Genomic DNA, 18,564 nt, shown 5'->3' with positions numbered 1-18,564 from the left:
GCCTAAGTTTTTCCGGACGAAAAAGTCACTGATTCTGATTGAGTTCGGACAGTTTGCTCGCCGCCCTTTGCAGCGGCTCGAGGAAAGCAACGATCTGCTCAAGTGTACACCGCATCACCGGGGCATGGACCGACAGTGTTGCCAAGAACCGTGCCTGCGGATCGAGAACCGGCACCGCAATGGCCGCCATCCCGGTCATGAACTCTTCGTTGTCTTGCGAGTATCCACGCCGCCGCGTTTCCGCCAGTTCCTCTCGCAAAAGCTCAGGGTCTGTCGTGGTCTGATCCGTCAACTTCTCCAGCGGCTTGGCGGACAGCACGCCATTCAACGTCGCAGAACGCAGCGAAGAAAGGTACATCTTGCCACTCGCCGTGCAGTGAAACGGAACCTGGGTGCCGATGGGCAGTTGGATGCGCAGCGGCCATTTGGTCTCGACCCGGTCCAGATAGGTCATGCCCTCGCGGTCCGGGGTGGCCAGATTGATGGTTTCGCCGATCTCTTCTGCCGCAGCCTTCATGATCGCCAGACGCGCAGTGCGGATACGTTCGGACGACATCGTGTTGACGGCCAGTGCCCGCAGGCGATCGCCTGGCCCGAAAGAACGCCCATCAATGTCACGTTGTAAAAACCCTTCGGCCTCTGCAGTTTGCAGAAGCCGATGGATCGTTGGTTTGGGCAGGCCGATCGTGTCGATCAGATCGGCCGGCTTGACGGACACCCCAAGGCGCGCGACCTCCTCCAAAATCCGCAGAAGCCGAAGGTTCGTCGGGATCTGGTGTTCTTTCGAAGGTATCGCGTCTTCAGGCATCGCGTCTCATTTCTATCTGTTCGGCAACAGCGCCAGTGCCAGATCCGGTACAAGTGACACAAGCACCCAGACCGAGATCAAAGCGGCAAGGTATGGCACCGTATAGCGAAGCAGACGGAAATATGGAACTCCGGTTACGCCTGATGCCACATAGAGGTTCAACCCGTATGGCGGCGTGATGAAGCCGATCGACGCGCCCACCAGGAAAATCACCGAGAAGTGGATCGGATCAATGCCCACGGATGCCGCAATCGGCGCCAGGATGGGGGCAAGGATGATCGTCACCGGCAGGCTTTCCAAAACCATGCCCGAGAAGAACACGATCACCATCGAGGTAAAGAGCACCGCATGATAACCGCCCATCGAGGTTACGAAATCTCCGATGGTTTGCTGCGCACCTAGCAGGGACAGGATCTGTTGCATCACAACGGACACCGCGATCAGGGGCGCAAGAATGCCACTGATCTGAGCCGAACGGACCACGATTGAGGGGATTTCCGGCAAGGTGAACCCTTCGACCGCGAACATCTCGGCAAAGCTTTTGTCCGAAATGTGCTTGTCTTTGTCAGCACCCATGATCTTGTTGACCGGGTAACTAACGAGACCTGCAAAGATACAGAACCCCACGGTCACGCCCGCAGCCTCGGTGGGAGAGAACTTGCCGGTGTAGATGCCCCAAAGCACCAGACCGATGGCAAAGAAACCCAGCCACGCGCCAAACGCGGTTTTCAGAACGCGGTTCAGTTGCAGCGGGATCAGATAGCCCCAGCCGTTGATGCGGCAAATGATCCAGCAGGCCAGCTGCATGCCGACAACCATCAGCGTGCCGGGCAGGATGCCAGCCACAAACAGGTCCGAGATCGGCAGGTTCATCAGGAAGCCGTAGACGATGAAGATGATCGACGGCGGGATGATGATGCCAACAGTACCACCCGCGGCCGCTGTGGCCGCCGAGAACCGCTCGTCATATCCGCCCTTGACCATCTCGGGATGGAGCATCGAACCAATCGTGGCCGTGGTGGCCGAGTTCGAACCCGAGATCGCAGCAAAGAGACCACAAGCCCCAAGCGAGGCCATGGCCAGACCGCCGCGCAGCCAACCAAGGCAGGCATAGGCGAAATCCGATAGCCTTTTGGCAATCCCTGATTTGTTGATCAGGTCCCCGGTCAGGATGAACAGCGGCATCGCCATCAACGCAAACCCGTCCTTGAAGACGTTCAGCATCTCGGCGCCGGTGTTGTCGAGCGTCAGATCCAGCACAAAGCTGCATCCCACCACCCAGTAAAAGATGATAAGCAGAACTGGCGTGCCCATCATGAAAAGAAAGGTCACCCCAAGCGAGATGATCGTAATCCAGGTTGCATCGGTCATCAGGTGTCCCCCCCGATTACGGCTTGCTCGATCATTGGACCGTCACCGCGGTACTTGCCGAGATCTTCGAGGATGTTCTCGATTGCGCGCGTCGCCAACAGGATGAAGCACAAAGGCATCGTCAGGATGAACCACCAGCGCATGATGTCGTCGGTCCCCAGAACAATGGCAAAGTTGTCATAGGTGTTGACCGTCACACGGGCCGTGGTGGTGACAACGATGATGCAGAAAATCAGCCACAGGACGTTGTCCATGGTCAGCCAGAACAACTGGCCTTTGCGGCCAAGCTTGGTGCGGAACTCGGAAAAGCTCAGATGCGTGCGCAGGCGGATGTTAAAGGTGCACCCGTACCACGCCATGATCATGAACAAGAGCGGCGGGATGGTCGTCGACCAGGGGGCCTGCACCGAAAAGACAAACCGCTGGATGACGCCGACAAAGATGATCACCGCCATGACGATGTAACAATAGACGACGATGGTGCGTTCGGGCGTACGCTCCAACAGGATCAGCAGAACCGGAATGAGCACGACAAGCAGTCGCAGATTGTCGCCCGTCACCGTACTTAGGAAATTGGCAACTGGATCCAGAAAGGCCGCCGCCAAACCCAGGGCCAACATTACAGCGATGATCGGATGAGTGATACGCGTGGCCGAATATCCCAGCCGCTCTTCCAATCTGACTGCTAGTTTTTCGCGATAATAAAAGATAACCGCGCCGATCAAGGTCAGCGGTCCAAACACAAGCCACGCCGCATCCGAGCGGTAGGCCTTTACGACTTTGAAGTTGATGTCCCCTGTCACGGTGGCCGTGACAATGGTGGACATATCCGCCCAGACAGACATCTGGTGCCCCTCCCATGTTCCTAAATACGCCCGATGCCGCAGATTTTCTGCTGGCACGGACAAATGAGCCGGCCCCGTGACCGAGGCCAGCTCCAATACCTTAGCGGTGGATTACGATTTCCACCAACGGCGGGGTTCGACGTTTTCGGGCAGCGTATCCTCGGGGATCGTACGCACTTCGTCGTAGATCTCCTGATAGGTGTCTGCGCCACCTTGCCAGCCGTTGATCCGCTCGCGCCATTCTTCCCACAGCTGGGGCTGGAATTCGGGCGAACACATCTCTTCGGCCTTGCGCAGCTCTTCCTTGGACAGGAATGCGTTGCGCACGTTGTTTTTGGCAAAGATGGTGCCTGGCAACTGCGGATCGGACATGCCGACCGTCTTGACCAGAGCCGCTTCGTTGGCGGCCTGAACATGGGTTTGTGCCCAATAGGCCGATTCCATCACGGCATCCTGAAGTTCGCCACCCAGACCATCAAAGACCTCGGCCGACATCGCCGTGTGCTCGGTGCCACAGAAGAAATTCAGGTGAACCGACTGCGAAACAACCGGCGACATGTTGGCATAGGCCACAGCCGACGCCCAGGTTTCAGCACCGTCAATCAAACCTTGCTTCAGGCCATCCAGGGTTTCTTCCCATGCGACCGGAACCGGGTTCAGGTTCAGAGCCGTCATCGCGATGCGGCCCAACTGAGTACCCGTGACACGGTTTTTGGTGCCGAACAGCTGCTCGACACTGGTAACGGTCGGCTTGTCTTCCCACGACAGACCCAACTGGATACCGCGCAGTTCCGCGTGGCTGAACAGGAATTTCAGCCCGTGGCGACGCTCATATGGTTCACGCAGCAGCGCCTGGGACTTGGGCGAATACAGGAAATGATACTGATCCGCGCGGTTACGGAACATGTACGCATAGTCCAGCACGTTCAGATACGGTGCACCACCAGCCGAGTTCTGGGTGGAGGCTGCATAGATGTCGACGATCCCCTGCTGGGTTTTCTCGACACAGGACACCTGACCGCAGATCTGGTTGTTGCCGATGAATTCGACGCGGATCTCGCCGTCGGTGCGGCTTTCCAGATCGCGAGCAAATTCCAGCGCACCCGCACGTTCGATCAGCAGGTTCTGAGGGTTGAACCCTGCTGCGCCGAACTTCAGCGTGTGTTTGGCCGGTTTTGCGAACCGCTTTTCATAAGTCGACTCGGCGGCGTTTGCCAGGTTGGCCACGCTCATAGCCCCCCCGAACGAACCGGCCGCCAACAGTGTCGAGCTTAGACCATACTGCCCCGCGACCCTGAACAAATCGCGCCGAGACAGATGACTCAGCTTGCTTCCGATACTCATAAGTTCTCCTCCCTGAGTATTAATTATTGAGACTTGTGGTCTCATTTTTACTCATCTATTGATTGGTGACGCAAGGGAATTCTTTTGATCCCGTCAAACAAACCCGTCGGAGGATCTGACTATGTCACCAAAAACAGCTGATTTTCTGATTGTTGGAGCCGGTTCTGCCGGATGTGTTCTGGCCAACCGGCTGAGCGAAAATCCAGCGAATCAGGTGATTCTGCTGGAGGCAGGCGGCCGTGACCTGAACCCGTGGATCCACGTGCCGGTGGGGTATTTCAAAACGCTGCACAATCCCAACACCGACTGGCGTTACAAATCCGAGCCTGATCCGGGCCTGAACAACCGCAGCTTGGATTGGCCGCGCGGCAAGACGCTAGGTGGCTCATCTTCGATCAACGGGTTGCTCTACGTGCGCGGCCAGAAAGAGGATTACGACCGCTGGGCACAGCGCGGCAATCGCGGCTGGGGCTATGACGACGTTCTGCCACTGTTCAAACGGTCCGAGGCGCATGAAAACGGGGAAGATGAGTATCATGGCGGTGACGGTGGACTCGCGGTGTCCCTGATCCGGGCCAAGTCCGAAATTTCCGAGGCCTTCATCGACGCCGCTGTCGAAATGGGCGTCCCCCGGACCCAGGATTACAACGGTGCCGACCAGGAAGGGGCGGGGTATTTTCACCAAACCGCAAAGGGCGGTTTCCGCTGTTCTTCGGCGCGCGCGTTTCTGAACCCCGCCAAGAAGCGTCCCAACCTTGAGATCATCACCCACGCTCATACCGAGGAATTGATCTTTGATCCCAACGACGACAAGCGTGTCGTCGGGGTCCGGTACTCGACCAAAGGGCAAACGCATGAGGTTCACCTGAACCCCGGCGGCGAAGTCATTCTGTCCGCGGGAGCGATCGGATCGCCGCAAATCCTTGAACTGTCCGGCATTGGTCGCGGCGACGTGCTGCAAAAGGCGGGCGTGGCGGTGCGTCACGAACTGCCGGGCGTTGGCGAATGCCTGCAGGACCACCTGCAGATCCGCCTTGTCTATGAGGTGAACGCCGCAACCCTCAATGATGCAATCAACCGCTTTGTCCCGCGCATGGGGATCGGCCTGAACTATGTCCTGTTCCGCAAGGGGCCGATGAGCCTGGGGGCGAGCCAGGTCTGCATCTTTGCCAAGTCGATGGAAGGGTTGGAAACGCCTGACATCCAATTCCATTTCCAACCGCTCAGCGCCGACAAGCCTGGGATCGAGATGCACCCCTTTTCAGGCATCACATCCTCGGTCTGCCAGCTGCGCCCTGAAAGCCGGGGGCACATCCATATTTCGACACCCCGCGCAGCGGATTACCCCAAGATCGTGCCGAATTACCTGTCGGCCACGGCGGATCAACTCTGCGCCGTCCGCGCGGTAAAATTTGCCCGGGCGATGACGGAAACCAAGGCGCTATCACCCTTTATCGTGCGTGAGCACGTGCCATCGAACAACCCGCAGACCGACGAAGAGCTGCTGGACTGCGCCCGAAACATCAGCCAGACGATCTATCACCCGACAAGTACCTGCCGGATGGGCCAAGATGATCTGGCGGTGGTGGATGACAGGCTACGTGTGCGCGGCATCGCCGGGCTTCGGGTGGCCGATGCCTCGATCATGCCGGACATCGTGTCGGGCAACACCAATGCGCCCACGATCATGATTGGCGAAAAAGCCAGCGACATGATCCTGGAAGACCGCAAGCGCGGCGCTTGAGGCCAGTTGGGAGATTGTTGAGCTTATCCAAGATTGAAAGCAGCTCGCCGGTCTCTGCTACGGCTCAATTCCTGGACCTGGTAACCGCCACGCCAAATACGGTGAGGCGGTGGAAAACTGCATCGTGAATATAAACTCTGCGAGTTGGGAGCATCAAAGCTCCCCTCGCGAATTCCCTGAACGGCCCGCTAGTTCAGGTCACACGACAAACAGCTTCAAACCGATCTCATCTTTTCCTTCTCTTCACGTTCCCGCCCCGCTGCCCTGGCCTCCCAGCGGTCGAGCGTCCACGCGATTTCACCGCGTCTTCTGATGCTTTCTCGACGGCCCATTGGCGCGCCATCGGGTCGTCGGCAATGGCGAGGTCGACCGCCTCCAAGCGCTTGATTTCGTCACGCAGATTGGCGGCCTCTTCGAATTCCAGGTTCTCGGCGGCCTTGCGCATCTGCTCGCGCAGCCCGTCCAGATGTGCCTCCAGGTTCGCGCCGTGCATCGGTTTGTCGATGGTGGCGGTGACACGGTTCATGTCGACGTCGCCCTCGTAGAGACCAGCCAAAACATCCTCGACGTTCTTTTTCACCGTTGCGGGCGTAATCCCATGCTCTTCGTTATAGGCCATCTGTTTGGCGCGGCGGCGGTTGGTCTCGCCAAGCGCGCGCTCCATTGAGCCGGTGATCTTGTCGGCATACATGATCACACGACCCTCGGCGTTCCGTGCGGCGCGGCCGATGGTTTGCACCAGTGACGTCTCAGACCGCAGGAACCCCTCTTTGTCGGCGTCCAGAATGGCCACAAGCCCGCATTCGGGAATATCCAGACCCTCGCGCAGCAGGTTGATACCGATCAGAACGTCGAACGCCCCAAGGCGCAGGTCGCGCAGGATCTCGATGCGTTCCAGTGTGTCGATGTCCGAGTGCATATAGCGGACCTTGATGCCCTGCTCGTGCATGTATTCGGTCAGATCTTCGGCCATGCGTTTGGTCAGCGTCGTAACCAGTGTGCGGAACCCATCCGCGGCCACCTTGCGCACCTCGTCCAGCAGATCATCAACCTGCATCTCGACCGGGCGGATTTCGACCTCAGGGTCCAAAAGACCGGTGGGACGGATCACCTGTTCGGTGAAAACGCCGCCAGTTTGTTCGATCTCCCATTTCGCCGGGGTGGCCGAGACAAAGACAGATTGCGGCCGCATGGCATCCCATTCTTCGAATTTGAGAGGGCGGTTGTCCATGCAAGACGGCAGGCGAAATCCGTGTTCGGCGAGCGTGAACTTACGCCGATAGTCGCCCCGGTACATGCCGCCGATCTGCGGAACGCTCACGTGGCTTTCGTCGGCAAAGACAATGGCGTTGTCGGGGATGAACTCGAACAGGGTTGGGGGCGGCTCACCCGGTGCCCGCCCTGTCAGATAGCGCGAATAGTTCTCGATCCCGTTGCAGACGCCGGTCGCCTCAAGCATTTCCAGATCGAAATTCGTGCGCTGTTCCAACCGCTGCGCTTCCAGCAGCTTACCTTCACCCACCAATTGATCCAGCCGGGTGCGCAGCTCTTTCTTGATGCCGATGATGGCCTGCTGCATCGTCGGTTTCGGCGTCACATAATGCGAATTGGCGTAAACCCGCACCTGTTCCATCGTGTCCTTGCGTTCACCGGTCAGGGGGTCGAACTCAGTAATCTGTTCCAATTCCTCGCCAAAGAAGGACAGCTTCCAGGCACGGTCTTCCAGGTGTGCAGGCCAAATTTCCAGTGAATCGCCGCGAACCCGGAACGAGCCGCGCTGAAACGCCTGATCGTTGCGGCGGTATTGCTGCGCCACCAGATCGGCCATCACCTGTCGCTGGTCATATTCGTTGCCGACTTTCAGGTCCTGGGTCATGGCCCCATAGGTTTCGACCGAGCCGATGCCATAGATACACGAGACCGAGGCGACGATGATCACATCATCACGCTCCAGCAGCGAACGCGTGGCCGAGTGGCGCATGCGGTCGATCTGTTCGTTGATCTGGCTTTCCTTCTCGATGTAGGTGTCCGACCGCGCGACGTAGGCTTCGGGTTGGTAATAGTCGTAGTAGGACACGAAATATTCGACCGAGTTTTCCGGAAAGAACCCTTTGAATTCTCCGTACAGCTGCGCCGCCAGCGTCTTGTTTGGTGCCAGGATAATCGCAGGACGCTGTGTTTCGGCAATGACCTTGGCCATGGTGAACGTCTTGCCGGTGCCGGTGGCGCCAAGCAGCACCTGATCGCGCTCGCCGTCGTTCACACCTTGAGACAGTTCTGCAATTGCAGCCGGTTGATCGCCTGCCGGGGAAAAATCCGTATGCATCACAAACTGCTTGCCCCCCTCCAGCTTGAGCCGGGCGCGCACGTCCTCGCTCGTCATCTGTGTCTTTTCGGAATGGGCATAAGGCATGGGGCGGTGTCCTTTGTGGAGCCTCATATTTTGATCTGTTCGGGTTTTGTTTCAAGGCCGATCTCACAAGCCAATGACAAAAACTGACATCAGGATGGCGATGCAGGCCGCAAGCGCCCAATCCCCCAGTAACAACAGGACAAAGCAACGCAATTGATCGATTGGGTTCTTGTCGATCAGACGATTCTTTGCCTATACAGAAATCGGAACAGGAGACAGCCAATGCGTGCCCGTATTTTCAAGCCAGCTCGAAACGCAATGACATCTGGTATGGCCAAAACCCGCAAGTGGGTTCTGGAATACGGTCAGGCCTCGTCGCGCGAAGTGGATCCGCTGATGGGCTGGACGTCCAGCTCGGACACGCAGACCCAAGTGCGTCTGCGCTTCGACAGCAAGGAAGAGGCGGTCGAATACGCCCAATCCCACGGGATTGACGCCGAAGTGATCGAACCCAAGCCGCGTAAACCCAACGTTCGTGCCGGGGGCTATGGCGAGAACTTTGCCACCAACCGTCGCGGCGCCTGGACCCACTGACCCCATGATCGACATCCGTCTGGCTGACCCGAGCGCTACAGACGTGCGCCCCCTGATCGAGGCGCATCTGGCGCACAGCCAGGACGCGGGTCCGGATGAGAGCAACCACACAATGGGCGTCGAGAGCCTGCGTGAACCGGGCATTCGGTTCTGGGTGCTCTATGATGATGAAATCCCATTGGGGTGTGGAGCACTCAAGACGCTTGCGGATGGCACAGCCGAGGTCAAATCGGTTCATGTGGCCGCTGCCGCACGCGGTCGAGGCTTGGCACGGGATCTGATGGCCCATCTCGAGACGCAGGCAAGGCACAGCGGAGCAACTGCGCTTGTTCTGGAAACCGGGGCGGCCCATCTGCAGGAATACGGCGCGGCCCGCAAACTCTATGAAGCGCTTGGATACAGCTATTGCGGCCCGATCCACGGATACCCCGAAGACCCCAACAGTGCCTTCATGCGGTTGGATCTGAATACGGAAGGCTAAGAAAACCTCGCCCCTTTTTGCACTTTCCTTTTGAACTCAATCGCGCGGGTGGGTAAGACAATTTTCAGGCCAACAAAGGCCAGAAAACGCGCGGTCCCTTAGCTCAACTGGATAGAGCAGCTGACTTCTAATCAGCAGGTTGAGGGTTCGAGTCCTTCAGGGATCGCCAGTTTTTCTTCGGTACTGAAAGCGGCGATACTTTGGAAAGGCTCCGAGCCCCCTGTCTAAAGGTCCAATTCCGCCCGCAACTTTTTGGTCAGCTTGGCCACAACCATCTCATATGAAATCAAAATATGCTCTTGCAGCGAGGCGTCGCTCATCCCGCGGTCTTCATAGACCTGCAGCCACTTCATACCCCGAGACGCCAGGTAAGGGGCCGGGCGAATGCCTGGCGCATCTTGCAACACTTCATATGCGATGTCGGTGGCTTTGAAGGTGAAGGCATCCGCGCCGTCATTCCAGCCGCACAAAGCAAAGACCTTGCCGCCCACTTTCCACACGTCCGAATTGCCCCATTGCACAACATGGGTCGTGGCCTTGAGGTTAGAGCAGTAACTGTTGAAATCTTGACGGTTCATTTTTGCCATCCTGACCACGCCAAGCGAGGGTTGCAAGGGGCACCAGAGACCACGCGCACCGAACCCGAAACCAAAGACACCGAACGGCTACCAGCGGGGAATTCAACGGCATAGGCCAGCGTGCTTTGCTGAGTCGGGCATCCTGCGTCGCGTTCCTTCGCGTTACAAATAGAGCTCAAAAGTGAACGCTGGCTTTGGCTAGGAAAAAACGACCTGAAATGGGTTCCTGGCTGTGGCTTACCCTGGCTGGCGGTTGCTGGCTTGGGCTGGCTAAAGCTGGGTACCTATCAAGTCGTTGAAATCTGATTATCGTTTCTATTCCCACCCCGTCAACGTGAAAGTGCAATAAAAACAAATACTTGACTTATTTCATCAGATTTTGCGGAAGATTGCTTCAACGGATGCCCCGCTCAAAGGGCGCCCGTCACGGCCGTTCAGTTCCGAAATTCGGAGGGCTCAGTCTGACGCAGCTTCGCCGTTTGACCCGACCGAACTTTGGATCTCTTTCGAAATCTCCTTGGCCCAATCACCGACGATCGGAAGGAAATCGATCTGACTGAGCATATAGACCAACACGGACACCAGGATCGACGCGCCGACCACCGTACCCAGCCCCACCGCCATGCCGCGCAAAAGTGCCTGCCAGAGCATCAACCAGATCGAGTTCTGTACCCGCACAAACCGGTGGCTGTTGAACTTGGCAATCTCTTCGCGCAGCGCGCGGATTTCTTCGTCGGTGCTTTGTGTCATACGCGCACCCTACGCCATCTGCGAGGGCTGTCCAGAGGGGTCGCATTGCACCGGCTTCACTTCCTGATAGAAAGAATCGGAATAGTCCCCAGATCAGGATCGCACACATGTCATCAAAAGATCTGTTCCAACCCGCAGACGCCGAGGCCCGCACGCTGGCCAAAACGTTGATGGATACGGCAACGCACGCCGCCTTGGCTTTTGTACAACCAAACACCGCGGCCCCCTCTGTGACGCGCCTGGCATTGGCCCGCGACGAACAAGGCGCCCCGGTCTCTCTGATCTCGCAGCTGGCAACGCATACGGCGGCGCTCGCAGCCAATCCGACCTGCGCGCTGTTGGTCGGCGAGCCGGGCGAGAAAGGCGATCCGCTCACCCACCCTCGGTTGACCCTGCATTGCACCGCCCGGTTTTTGGAACGTGGCAGTGCCGAGCACGACACGTTGCGCGCGCATTACCTGTCGATCCGACCCAAGGCCAAGCTATATGTCGATTTCCCAGACTTCCGATTTGTCCGGTTCGACATCTCGGACGGGTTGCTCAATGGCGGGTTCGGCAAGGCCTATATGCTCTCACCGTCGGACTTGATTTAGCGAAACCGCGCGCCTGTGCTACACTGCTGCACATGCGTCTAGCCGTCTACATAATCGCAGGCGGGCAGTTTCTATTCCTGTGTCTGGCCTGGTTGGAAATCGCCATGAACCCGTCAGACGCCGCAGGCCAAGGCATGGCCTATGGCTTTTTGATGGTTGGCTTTCTGGCCCTGGCGATTGTCGTTGTTCCCGCCATCTTGTTGGCGCGCAGCGAGAAATGGCAGCCGCTGGCACTGTTGCTGGCCGCGTCGCCATTCCTGGTGCTGATCTGGATCAACGCGATCTAGCGTACCACATGGATCGCACAGCCCGCATTGCGCACGATCTGCGTCGCCGTGGACCCCAGCAGCAGGTCCTGCATCCCGGGCCTGTGCGAGGCCACGATGATCAGATCGGGCTTGTTTTGCTCGGCCCAATCCAGGATCGACCGCCCCTTGTGCCCTTCAATCACCTCCGCCCTTGCATTGGGTAGCGGGTCGGCCAGGGCCTGCAACTCGCGCTCGATGGCGACGCGGGTTTCCACCAGATAGTCGGTCGGCATGTAGGAAATCGCATAGGCCGGGATATGCTCGACCACATGCAGTAGCGTGATCTGCGCATTTGGGGTCCCCAAAAGCTCGGCCAGTTTGAGCGGGCCAGAGATGTCCCGCTCGCTGTCAAAGGAAATCGGTACAAGGATATTGTGATACATGGATCGCGCTCCTTTTTTGAAAAGATGCCCGGATCCTGCCTGTTTTCGCTGCCTCGTGCGTTGATTCAGATCATGTCTCAGCCAAAGGTCTCGGCCACGTCATACATGACCGGCTCAAAGCTTTTGCACATCTCATTGATCTTGCGATTGCGGTCGCGCATTTCCCTGGTCCGCAGCATGGCCAGGAAATCCTCGCGCCGCTCCCATTGGGAATAGTTGGCAATCCGGGTCTGTGCGTCGTTCACATGCAGACCAGCGGCAACAAAACCCGGCTGTTTCGAAATGAACTCGGCGTAAGCCTCGGTCAAAGCTTCGAGCAGATCTTGGCAGGTGCCCGGGGTCATTTCAAAGGTGGTGATGACGGTTTGGACCTGGGCGGCTGTGGAAATGTTTGGCATGCGGATCCTCCTTGAGTCTCCACCAGCCTATCACAGGTTTTTCAGGACACTCTCAATTTCTTGCATCAATCCAGTGACTTCGGACTTGGCTGTGCGATTGGTGGATTCAGACACCGTGCGCCCCTGCCCCAATGTTTCGGCATAGACGACCCGGTTGGCCAGCTGGGCTTGCGCCACATCTGCCTCCAACTCGCGGGCCTTTTCGGTCACTTCGGCGTCCAGCCGGGTTCCGGCGCGCGCCCGCGTCATCACCATCATCGCAGGTTTGCTTTCACGATCGGCAAGGTAGAGCACCATCTCGACGGCCCACAGATCCAGATGTGACGTTGCCACCGGGATCAGCACCAGGTCCGAGGCCCGCATCGCCGGGCGCAGGTCACTGTCGGCTTTGGGGGGCGTGTCGATCAAAACGATGTCGTGGGCCTCGGCAAGCTTGCGGACCTCATAGGTCACACCCCAGGCCGAAGCGGTGGAAAACTCCAGACCGGGGTCATTGTCCGTGGCTTCAAGCCGGGTCATGAACCAGCGCCCGGCACTGCCTTGGGGGTCAGTATCCATCAAGGCAACGGATTTGCCCGCCCTGGCAAAGGCCACCGCCAGATTGACGGCCATCGTGGTCTTGCCCGACCCGCCTTTTTGCTGCGCAACGGTTATGACATGTCCCAATGGGCGCTCCTAAATTTGCTGCATTGCAGCATACCCCAACGCGACCTTGCCGCAATGCGAAAGCACCAGGATGCGACAGTTTGGTAACCCCTCGTTAACCAAGGTTTACGAAACTGCGTACGGAGGGCATTTGATGGGTCGCATCCTGGCAATTATTCTGCTCAGTTTTTGCGCGGCTCAGCCCGCCTGCGCAGGGGCTTGGTTGCGCGATAAGGGAGCAGGCTTCCTGTCGTTGACCGGGACACTCTACAACCCGTCAAGCACCTATGATTTCAAATCGGCTGTCTACGCAGAATGGGGGCTGACCCCCAAGCTGACTGTTGGCTTGGACCTGAACGAACGTCCAGGATTGACAGGGCACGCGTTGATCTTTGCCCGCGTACCGGTGGCAGCCCTCGGACAGAACGGACGCGTTGCATTTGAATTCGGCGGTGGAGGGCATCACTTTCAGAACCGCTGGCATCCGATGTACAAAGTTGGCCTGTCTTACGGCAAAAGCCTTGATACCAGATGGGGGAGCGGTTGGCTGGCCATCGACTTTGCACTCGAACACCGCATGCGAACCAGCGACCCGTTCTATAAACTGGACGCAACTGTTGGGCTTTCAGAAAACCGCCGTTTGAACCCGATGCTGCAGATCGAAACCGCATATTTTGACAATTCCGAGTTTCAGTGGTCGGTCACACCGTCGATATTGATCAAGAGCAAGAACAACAGAAAATGGCAAATCGGGATCGAACATCGATCCGCCTACCCAAAGGGGTATGGGCTCAAATTCGCCATAATGCGCGAGTTTTGAAAGCCAGGAAGACTGGGGGGCCGCCATGGCAGCCCCCCGGAAAACGACTTACTTGTCGATGCGCATCTGCACGGCCACCTCACCTTGCACGGCTTCTTCGAACCTCAGATGCACCTGGTCCGAATTGCTGCCGCGCTCCAGCTCAACATACGGCATGTGATAACGGACACTGCCCGAACCATTTCTCAGCGCGTTGATCGGAACAATGGAATCCACCCCGCGGGCACGGCCCCCAAATGGCAATCTGCCCTCGGCATCGACGACCCAAGTCTGCGAGGCCGAGTTCTGTTCATGACGCACACGCACAGGATTTGCCGACTTGTGCGAGACACCATGGAACGTGTTGCCTTCAAACAAGACATCGCGAAAGCGCGTGAAGTTCAAATTCGCAAAGCTCGTGTCGACCCGCTCGGCGCGGTCGATATAGCCGTTGATGGACCGGAACTTGTTGTCAGTGATCGAAACACCGTTCAGGAAATGACCGGTACCGTAGGGCCTAATGACAATATAGCTGAACCACGAGGCCACTTCACCGGACAAGAAGATGTTGTCCGTAATACTCATCGCGCTGTACGAGAACCCCGTCACGAAATCCGGAGATGAATCGTGTTCGTTGGTCCATTCGATGGAGCAGTTGTCGACATAGTTTCCGGCAATGACCGAACTGGTGTACGTGCCGATGATCACGACACCTGCCGTGCGCGGACCGTTGGCCACGGAATCGCCCTGGAAGAAGTGATTGCCAAGAACCAAAGAATTGCCACCTGACAGCACTGCAAAATGCAAGAAACGCGTCGCGCGGTTGTTTCGCAATTTCACGTCATTGGCGTTCGCATTAACGGCAATCGACACGCGATCCCCAACGTTCAACGAGTCCTCGGAAGACAGGAATTGGCATTGATCAATGATCATGCCCTGGCACCCGCCACCGCTGGACGAGATCCCACGGTCCTTTGGGCGACTGACGAAGCAATCACGCAGATTGAAGCCGACCCCAGATGGGGCCAGCGCAATGGCGCTGCATCGGTTGTTGCACTGGAACTCGATGTCCGACATCGCAAATTTCGACAGCTGGCTGAACCCTCGGAAATCAAGCATGAACTTGAAATCGTGGAACGTGAAATTCTGTGTGCCCGCCGCATCGTACAAAGCCGATGACAGGGTGATCTCACCTGCCCCGACATTCTTTGCCCGGACATAAACCTCGCGGCCGACACCGTTGCCCTTGATCAAGGATCCAACAGGAATATTGGCCACGTTGGCTACATTCGTCAGCGTTTTCGAATTCGACGGATCATAGGTCGCCTGCGAGGAATAGACTTGCGTGTCCCAGGCCGCGTTGTCGTTCGCCTCGATCTGACCATTGCGGATAACGCGTCGGGTTGCGTAGCTGGTCTTGTTGGGCACAGCCGCTTGCATATCGATCGGCCCGCTCAAGGCAACCTTGCGCCCGCCCAAATTCAGGCTTTCGTGGTCCGCGTTGTTCAGCAGCGCTTGAAACGCCTTTTTGAACGCCAACTCCTCATTTCCAAATGCATCGATATAGTTGGGAAGATCGAAGTTCTTGGTCAGAAGAAGCATCCGGTCGGTCGGCATGGTCACCTTGCCCTCGAACGACACCTCGGACACGAAGGTCACACTGTCAGCCAGGTGATATGTTCCTTCGGGCACGAAAACAGTTCGTCCATTGGCGGCATCATCCGCAGCCTCAAACGCAGCAGAGTCATCGGTCGACCCATCGCCGACCGCGCCATAGTCTCGAACATCCACAATACCGATCATGTCCCGCAGGAAAACGCTGGTGACATCGGTGATCTCGATATCGTCAATGCGGAAGATACCGCCATTGGGGCCTTCGATATCCAAACCGAAATGGCCATAAAGCGCCGTCCGTCCCCATGGCATGTCAACACCAGAGCGCGAGCCAGAGCCCACAATCCCGGTAACCTCGACCACCTCGCCATACGTTGTCAGAGTGACTGCATCAGCCCATTCAGTCACACCCGAAACATGTGTGTTGCCAGCTGCTCCAGCCCATCCCGCAACGCGCACGGTGGGCAGGTTGCCACTGATGGCTTTGACACGGGCTTTGATTTGAAGATAGCACCCAGGCTGCAACGGGGTCTGCCCCATGTAACGCAGCTTCTGGGTCGAGCTGGTTTTCTGCAGCTCCAGACACCCGCCGAAATCGGCATCCGCCGGAACAAAGGCCGCATTCGCCGCCCCGTCATATGTATCCGAACCCGGCGTGCCGTCGCCGCTCGACCAAACATTCAGGCCGTCCTTGAACGCAGGCGGCATGAACTGAATACCGTCGGTGATTGCCTTGTTCATCCAAATCCCTTTCCCAATCGCGCCGCAGACCACCTGCGATGGCGCATCAAACCCGTGGCCCAAGCGGAAAACTCGGACGCGAGCAATTGGGTAAGGGAAAGGGATTAAAGGCGCCTCATAGCACCGTCACGGTGGCGTTGCTCACGCGGTCTCACCTCCGGCGTCCAAAATCTGTACGCCGTTGATTTTCCAGACACCTTCTTGGTTTACCATTTGGTAATCCAGAATGTGGACCGATCCGTCACTGTCAGTGATCATGACCTTCTGCCATTGATACCCTGCGATTTCCCGCAATTCGAGAAACCGCACTTCGCCAGGACGCCAGACCATCGGATAACCACGCCGCACCATCACGCCAAAGTTCTCGGGCGTACGAAACAGGTTCTGGATCGTGGGGCTGGCAAAGCCGAATGCAGTGACAAAGTCATCCGCTTTGAAGGCCTGTATCTGCGACCGGATCTGGTTTTCGATCTGGGCCTCTTGCGCGGGCAAGGGGCTGGCCAAAGCCAGTGTCAGGGCAATTGCGGTAACGAATTGGCGCATGGGACATCCTCCGGGCTGTCCCGCAGAATTAGCCCCACGCGCCGGATCGTCAAATCAGGCCAACTCGCCTGCCAGACCTTTGTCGATCAGGGCCACGGTCTCATCCACTCCATAAAGCGCGATGAACCCACCAAAACGCGGCCCCTGGCTGGCGCCCAGCAGAACCTCGTAAAGCGCGGTGAACCAGGCCCGCATCGGATCGAACCGCTCGCGTCCCACCGAATAGACGATGGATTGCAGCGCTTCATCCTCGACCGGCCCGTCATAGGCCTCCAACTCGGCCCGCAGCGCCTCCAACGCTTCACGCTCCTGATCCGTCGGCGCACGGAACTGCCGTGTCGGTTTGACGAAGTCGTTGAAGTAGCGCACCGCAAAGCCCGCCGCCTGATCCAGATCGGGATGGCTCTCGGCACTCGCATCCGGCGCATAACGCCCAATAAAGCCCCAGAGCGTTTCCTTATCTTCAGCCCCTGACACCGACGCCAGGTTCAACAGCATTGCAAACGGCACCACCAAAGTAGACGCCGGAACATCACCACCGTGGATATGCCACACGGGGTTGTTCAACTGCGCCTTAAGCTCTTGGCCCGGATAGGCGCGCAGCTGCTGGTGATATTCATCCACCGCCTTGGGGATCACATCAAAGAACAGCCGCTTAGCGGTCTTTGGCTTCTGGTACATGAAATACGACAGCGATTCCGGCGCCGCATAGGTCAGCCATTCCTCCATCGACAGGCCATTGCCCTTCGATTTTGAAATCTTCTGGCCCTGCTCGTCATTGAACAGCTCATAGCTCAGGCTCTCTGGTGGTTGCTTGCCCAGCGCACGACAGATCTTGGACGACTGCGTGACCGAGTCGATCAGGTCCTTGCCCGACATTTCATAATCCACACCCAACGCGGCCCAGCGCATCGCCCAGTCAGGCTTCCACTGCATTTTGACATTGCCACCAGTGACCGGGATCTCGACCTTCTCACCATCAGGCTCCTGATACACAATGGTGCCCTTCTCAACATTGCGCTCCAACGTCGGCACCTGCAGCACATGGCCGGTCTTGGGCGACACGGGCAGGAAGCAGGAATAGGTCTCCTGCCGCTCTTTGCCCAGCGTCGGCAGCATGATCTCCTGGATCTTGTCGAACCGTGCGAGCGCGGTCAGCAGCATCTCGTCAAACTTGCCGGACAAGTAGTAATCGGTGGCCGATGCGAACTCGTACTCAAAGCCAAAGCTGTCAAGAAAATCGCACAGACGCGCGTTGTTGTGCTGCGCAAACCCTGCGTGCGTGCCAAAGGGATCACGCACCTTGGTCAGTGGCAGGTGCAGATCTTCTTTCAGCTCGTCCTGCATCGGCACATTGGTCGGCACCTTCCGGAACCCGTCCATATCGTCCGAAAAACAGATGAGCCGTGTCGGAATGTCCGACATCTGTTCAAACGCATGGCGCACCATCGAGGTCCGCGCCACCTCACCAAAGGTGCCAATATGCGGCAGACCCGAGGGGCCATAGCCGGTCTGAAACAGCACATACCCCTTTTCCGGATCCTTCTTCTGATAGCGTTTGAGCACCCGGCGCGCTTCTTCAAAGGGCCAGGCCTTGGACGCTAGAGCGGTTTCACGCAGATCAGACATATCAGTCTCCATAGGGGAATTCGGTGCCGGTTGCCCCATGCAA

At 57.6% G+C, this 18,564-nt stretch carries 19 protein-coding genes and 1 tRNA gene; 7 read left to right on the top strand and 13 right to left on the bottom strand.

Going from position 1 to position 18,564, the window contains the following annotated elements; genetic code table 11:
- Positions 1 to 25 precede the first annotated feature (25 nt).
- From TRM7615_RS07295 to TRM7615_RS07280, 4 genes are all read right to left on the bottom strand, one after another.
- The gene (locus TRM7615_RS07295) at positions 26 to 808 is read right to left on the bottom strand and encodes an IclR family transcriptional regulator (RefSeq protein WP_108786242.1); all 783 of its coding nucleotides are present in this window, start codon (positions 806 to 808) and stop codon (positions 26 to 28) included.
- A 12-nt stretch (positions 809 to 820) separates the two neighbouring features.
- Entirely contained in the window at positions 821 to 2,179 is a 1,359-nt protein-coding gene (locus TRM7615_RS07290) for a TRAP transporter large permease (RefSeq protein ID WP_108786241.1), read from the bottom strand.
- Positions 2,179 to 3,024: a TRAP transporter small permease gene (locus TRM7615_RS07285; protein WP_108786240.1), complete on the bottom strand. Its 846-nt coding sequence runs from the start codon at positions 3,022 to 3,024 to the stop codon at positions 2,179 to 2,181. The genes TRM7615_RS07290 and TRM7615_RS07285 overlap by 1 nt, the downstream gene beginning before the upstream one ends.
- 111 nt (positions 3,025 to 3,135) lie before the next feature.
- Positions 3,136 to 4,368 carry a TRAP transporter substrate-binding protein gene (locus tag TRM7615_RS07280; RefSeq protein ID WP_108786239.1) on the bottom strand — a complete coding sequence of 411 codons (1,233 nt, stop codon included), beginning with the start codon at positions 4,366 to 4,368 and terminating at the stop codon, positions 3,136 to 3,138.
- Positions 4,369 to 4,489: 121 nt separating this feature from the next.
- Between TRM7615_RS07280 and TRM7615_RS07275 the strand changes: the two genes are divergently transcribed.
- Entirely contained in the window at positions 4,490 to 6,112 is a 1,623-nt protein-coding gene (locus TRM7615_RS07275) for a GMC family oxidoreductase (protein WP_108786238.1), read from the top strand.
- A gap of 226 nt (positions 6,113 to 6,338) precedes the next feature.
- On the opposite strand, the gene uvrB is transcribed toward TRM7615_RS07275, so the two are convergent.
- The gene (gene uvrB / locus TRM7615_RS07270) at positions 6,339 to 8,525 is read right to left on the bottom strand and encodes an excinuclease ABC subunit UvrB (protein WP_108786237.1); all 2,187 of its coding nucleotides are present in this window, start codon (positions 8,523 to 8,525) and stop codon (positions 6,339 to 6,341) included.
- A gap of 222 nt (positions 8,526 to 8,747) precedes the next feature.
- On the opposite strand from uvrB, the gene TRM7615_RS07265 reads away from it, so the two are divergent.
- The 3 genes from TRM7615_RS07265 to TRM7615_RS07255 all read left to right on the top strand — a co-directional run bounded on the left by TRM7615_RS07265 (position 8,748) and on the right by TRM7615_RS07255 (position 9,709).
- Entirely contained in the window at positions 8,748 to 9,059 is a 312-nt protein-coding gene (locus tag TRM7615_RS07265; RefSeq protein ID WP_108786236.1) for an ETC complex I subunit, read from the top strand.
- Between the two features lie 4 nt (positions 9,060 to 9,063).
- Positions 9,064 to 9,540, top strand: coding sequence for a GNAT family N-acetyltransferase (locus TRM7615_RS07260; RefSeq protein ID WP_108786235.1), 477 nt, complete (start codon positions 9,064 to 9,066; stop codon positions 9,538 to 9,540).
- A gap of 92 nt (positions 9,541 to 9,632) precedes the next feature.
- A tRNA-Arg gene (locus TRM7615_RS07255) sits at positions 9,633 to 9,709 on the top strand.
- A gap of 55 nt (positions 9,710 to 9,764) precedes the next feature.
- On the opposite strand, the gene TRM7615_RS07250 is transcribed toward TRM7615_RS07255, so the two are convergent.
- Together TRM7615_RS07250 and TRM7615_RS07245 are read right to left on the bottom strand one after the other, a co-directional pair.
- Positions 9,765 to 10,118: an MmcQ/YjbR family DNA-binding protein gene (locus TRM7615_RS07250; protein ID WP_108786234.1), complete on the bottom strand. Its 354-nt coding sequence runs from the start codon at positions 10,116 to 10,118 to the stop codon at positions 9,765 to 9,767.
- Positions 10,119 to 10,574: 456 nt separating this feature from the next.
- Positions 10,575 to 10,868 carry a DUF5665 domain-containing protein gene (locus tag TRM7615_RS07245; RefSeq protein WP_108786233.1) on the bottom strand — a complete coding sequence of 98 codons (294 nt, stop codon included), beginning with the start codon at positions 10,866 to 10,868 and terminating at the stop codon, positions 10,575 to 10,577.
- Between the two features lie 107 nt (positions 10,869 to 10,975).
- Here TRM7615_RS07245 and TRM7615_RS07240 point away from each other — a divergent pair, with 107 nt between their 5' ends.
- Entirely contained in the window at positions 10,976 to 11,461 is a 486-nt protein-coding gene (locus tag TRM7615_RS07240; RefSeq protein ID WP_108786232.1) for a HugZ family pyridoxamine 5'-phosphate oxidase, read from the top strand.
- A 32-nt stretch (positions 11,462 to 11,493) separates the two neighbouring features.
- Positions 11,494 to 11,748, top strand: coding sequence for a hypothetical protein (locus TRM7615_RS07235; protein WP_108786231.1), 255 nt, complete (start codon positions 11,494 to 11,496; stop codon positions 11,746 to 11,748).
- Here TRM7615_RS07235 and TRM7615_RS07230 read toward each other — a convergent pair.
- The 3 genes from TRM7615_RS07230 to parA form a co-directional block, all read right to left on the bottom strand.
- Positions 11,745 to 12,152: a universal stress protein gene (locus TRM7615_RS07230; protein ID WP_108786230.1), complete on the bottom strand. Its 408-nt coding sequence runs from the start codon at positions 12,150 to 12,152 to the stop codon at positions 11,745 to 11,747. The genes TRM7615_RS07235 and TRM7615_RS07230 overlap by 4 nt on opposite strands.
- A gap of 77 nt (positions 12,153 to 12,229) precedes the next feature.
- On the bottom strand, positions 12,230 to 12,550 hold the full coding sequence (locus tag TRM7615_RS07225; protein WP_108786229.1) for an antibiotic biosynthesis monooxygenase family protein: 321 nt from the start codon (positions 12,548 to 12,550) through the stop codon (positions 12,230 to 12,232).
- A 30-nt stretch (positions 12,551 to 12,580) separates the two neighbouring features.
- Entirely contained in the window at positions 12,581 to 13,216 is a 636-nt protein-coding gene (gene parA / locus TRM7615_RS07220; protein WP_108786228.1) for a ParA family partition ATPase, read from the bottom strand.
- Positions 13,217 to 13,349: 133 nt separating this feature from the next.
- On the opposite strand from parA, the gene TRM7615_RS07215 reads away from it, so the two are divergent.
- Complete coding sequence (locus tag TRM7615_RS07215) at positions 13,350 to 14,015, top strand: hypothetical protein (RefSeq protein WP_108786227.1); 666 nt, start codon at positions 13,350 to 13,352, stop codon at positions 14,013 to 14,015.
- Between the two features lie 48 nt (positions 14,016 to 14,063).
- Here TRM7615_RS07215 and TRM7615_RS07210 read toward each other — a convergent pair whose 3' ends face one another.
- The 3 genes from TRM7615_RS07210 to TRM7615_RS07200 form a co-directional block, all read right to left on the bottom strand.
- Positions 14,064 to 16,349 (bottom strand): glycosyl hydrolase family 28-related protein, encoded by a 2,286-nt coding sequence (locus tag TRM7615_RS07210; protein ID WP_108786226.1) that lies wholly within the window; start codon positions 16,347 to 16,349, stop codon positions 14,064 to 14,066.
- Between the two features lie 141 nt (positions 16,350 to 16,490).
- Positions 16,491 to 16,892 carry a DUF4864 domain-containing protein gene (locus TRM7615_RS07205; RefSeq protein WP_108786225.1) on the bottom strand — a complete coding sequence of 134 codons (402 nt, stop codon included), beginning with the start codon at positions 16,890 to 16,892 and terminating at the stop codon, positions 16,491 to 16,493.
- Between the two features lie 54 nt (positions 16,893 to 16,946).
- Entirely contained in the window at positions 16,947 to 18,521 is a 1,575-nt protein-coding gene (locus TRM7615_RS07200) for a lysine--tRNA ligase (RefSeq protein WP_108786224.1), read from the bottom strand.
- Positions 18,522 to 18,564: the final 43 nt, after the last annotated feature.

The sequence above is a fragment of the Falsiruegeria mediterranea M17 genome (assembly GCF_900302455.1).
Classification (GTDB): Bacteria; Pseudomonadota; Alphaproteobacteria; order Rhodobacterales; family Rhodobacteraceae; genus Falsiruegeria; species Falsiruegeria mediterranea.
This window is presented reverse-complemented; position numbering and strand designations above follow the sequence as displayed.

Bases quoted from the DNA above. Each gene is read 5' to 3' on its own strand.
- TRM7615_RS07295 (WP_108786242.1), bottom strand. From the start codon at position 808: ATGCCTGAAGACGCGATACCTTCGAAAGAACACCAGATCCCGACGAAC.
- TRM7615_RS07260 (WP_108786235.1), top strand. From the start codon at position 9,064: ATGATCGACATCCGTCTGGCTGACCCGAGCGCTACAGACGTGCGCCCC.
- TRM7615_RS07275 (WP_108786238.1), top strand. From the start codon at position 4,490: ATGTCACCAAAAACAGCTGATTTTCTGATTGTTGGAGCCGGTTCTGCC.
- TRM7615_RS07280 (WP_108786239.1), bottom strand. From the start codon at position 4,368: ATGAGTATCGGAAGCAAGCTGAGTCATCTGTCTCGGCGCGATTTGTTC.
- TRM7615_RS07235 (WP_108786231.1), top strand. From the start codon at position 11,494: ATGCGTCTAGCCGTCTACATAATCGCAGGCGGGCAGTTTCTATTCCTG.
- TRM7615_RS07290 (WP_108786241.1), bottom strand. From the start codon at position 2,179: ATGACCGATGCAACCTGGATTACGATCATCTCGCTTGGGGTGACCTTT.
- TRM7615_RS07285 (WP_108786240.1), bottom strand. From the start codon at position 3,024: ATGTCTGTCTGGGCGGATATGTCCACCATTGTCACGGCCACCGTGACA.
- TRM7615_RS07215 (WP_108786227.1), top strand. From the start codon at position 13,350: ATGGGTCGCATCCTGGCAATTATTCTGCTCAGTTTTTGCGCGGCTCAG.
- TRM7615_RS07210 (WP_108786226.1), bottom strand. From the start codon at position 16,349: ATGAACAAGGCAATCACCGACGGTATTCAGTTCATGCCGCCTGCGTTC.
- uvrB (WP_108786237.1), bottom strand. From the start codon at position 8,525: ATGCCTTATGCCCATTCCGAAAAGACACAGATGACGAGCGAGGACGTG.
- TRM7615_RS07200 (WP_108786224.1), bottom strand. From the start codon at position 18,521: ATGTCTGATCTGCGTGAAACCGCTCTAGCGTCCAAGGCCTGGCCCTTT.
- TRM7615_RS07245 (WP_108786233.1), bottom strand. From the start codon at position 10,868: ATGACACAAAGCACCGACGAAGAAATCCGCGCGCTGCGCGAAGAGATT.
- TRM7615_RS07250 (WP_108786234.1), bottom strand. From the start codon at position 10,118: ATGAACCGTCAAGATTTCAACAGTTACTGCTCTAACCTCAAGGCCACG.
- TRM7615_RS07225 (WP_108786229.1), bottom strand. From the start codon at position 12,550: ATGCCAAACATTTCCACAGCCGCCCAGGTCCAAACCGTCATCACCACC.
- TRM7615_RS07230 (WP_108786230.1), bottom strand. From the start codon at position 12,152: ATGTATCACAATATCCTTGTACCGATTTCCTTTGACAGCGAGCGGGAC.
- TRM7615_RS07240 (WP_108786232.1), top strand. From the start codon at position 10,976: ATGTCATCAAAAGATCTGTTCCAACCCGCAGACGCCGAGGCCCGCACG.
- TRM7615_RS07265 (WP_108786236.1), top strand. From the start codon at position 8,748: ATGCGTGCCCGTATTTTCAAGCCAGCTCGAAACGCAATGACATCTGGT.
- TRM7615_RS07205 (WP_108786225.1), bottom strand. From the start codon at position 16,892: ATGCGCCAATTCGTTACCGCAATTGCCCTGACACTGGCTTTGGCCAGC.